3 protein-coding genes are annotated in these 1,268 nt (G+C 61.8%); 1 reads left to right on the top strand and 2 read right to left on the bottom strand.

Annotated elements, in window-relative coordinates; genetic code table 11:
* Nucleotides 1-363 (top strand): hypothetical protein (locus tag Q7A36_RS39885; RefSeq protein WP_305109338.1); only part of this gene is annotated, 363 nt, incomplete at its 5' end.
* A 234-nt stretch (nucleotides 364-597) separates the two neighbouring features.
* Here the strand turns inward: Q7A36_RS39885 and Q7A36_RS39890 are convergent.
* Both Q7A36_RS39890 and Q7A36_RS39895 read right to left on the bottom strand, forming a co-directional pair.
* A complete protein-coding gene (locus tag Q7A36_RS39890) occupies nucleotides 598-891 on the bottom strand; it encodes a hypothetical protein (RefSeq protein WP_305109339.1) in 294 nt (97 codons plus the stop codon).
* A gap of 52 nt (nucleotides 892-943) precedes the next feature.
* A partial coding sequence (locus Q7A36_RS39895; RefSeq protein WP_305109340.1) for a transposase occupies nucleotides 944-1,268 on the bottom strand: 325 nt, incomplete at its 5' end.

Here is a 1,268-nt window from a genome sequence, read left to right on the forward strand (position 1 = left end):
CTAGGAAGGCGCGTGGCCGAGCTTCGGGCGGCACGGGATGCGGTGGACACGGCGATTCGGCTGTTTGATCCCGCGCGACTGCCGCACAAGATCAAGCCGCGTCTGCGCCGGCTCCGGCCGCCGATGTTCCGCCATGGGGAATGCTCGCGGGCTATCCTTAGCATGCTACGGATTGCTGAGGAACCGCTGACAGCAAGAGCCGTGGTGGAGCGGTTGGAGGTCGAGTATCATTTGGACCTCAGTGAACCGGCGCGCCGGGCGGAACTGGTGAACAAAGTGCAGGTGACGCTGCGGCGCTACGCCAAAGGCGGTTTGATCTGCGAGGAACGCGGGCTGGAGGTGGTTTGGCGGCTGGCGAGGTAGAGGCTCCGACGTTGGCCTGCTAGGAATCCCGCTCGCATCTTTGGCGTTCATCACAAATGGAAAGCGGCAGCGATCTTCCCGGCTTGAGCAGCAACTTCGATTCCCGTTGGCTCGACCTTCTGGATATGACTGCTTTGGAAAGGCACTTAGCGGAGGCGATGTCGCCTGGCGACGTCGAGACGGCGATTGAAAATCTAAGGGCGATGCGGGACGCAGATGTGATTGCGAGGCGAGCTATGCTTCGTCGCCCGGAAGGGGCGGAGAGCCGTCGATGTGCGCCAAAAGCCTCCTAGTCTCTAAATGCAAGTATCGAGCGCCGACCTCTACAGCCGAGTTCGCGTTCGGACCTATCCCGAACTGCTCGTAGGCTTCCGCGAGGGCGTTCGCTTGACTGGCAACCATATTACGAATTGCATCGCGGTCCTGGGCGGGAAGGCGATGCACAACCGCCGCTATAACTACGTGAAACACCTTGGTCGCGGCATCAACGCGAGCCAGAACTTCTAAGTTCTTTTCTGCATCAGACATGGTTGCATCCTGCCTCCACGGTAGGCATGGTGATGGTCGCTTCGGATTGAGTCTAGATCCGCGCCCGCTGCCAGTACCCGCAAAAGTCCACACTCGGCGGCGCCTTCATCGCCAGCCCGGCTACCAGCCGGACCTGCATGCCGTTCGGATCGCGCCGGTGGTCCTCGCGCCAGCCGGCCTCTTGGGCATAGCGAGCAAGGTAGGTGCCGGCGATGTGGTGATGGTGCCCGATCTCGGCCCGGCGCATCCGCGAGAAGAAGCTTTCCGCCCCGTTCGTGTGCGTGCCGTCCAGACTGTACGCGACCTGATGGTTGATCCGCTTGACGACGTAGTGGGCGTGCAGCGCATCCCATCCACTTGCCTCGTCAGCGTGGATC

The sequence above is a fragment of the Paracraurococcus lichenis genome (genome assembly GCF_030657435.1).
Taxonomy (GTDB): Bacteria; Pseudomonadota; Alphaproteobacteria; order Acetobacterales; family Acetobacteraceae; genus Paracraurococcus; species Paracraurococcus lichenis.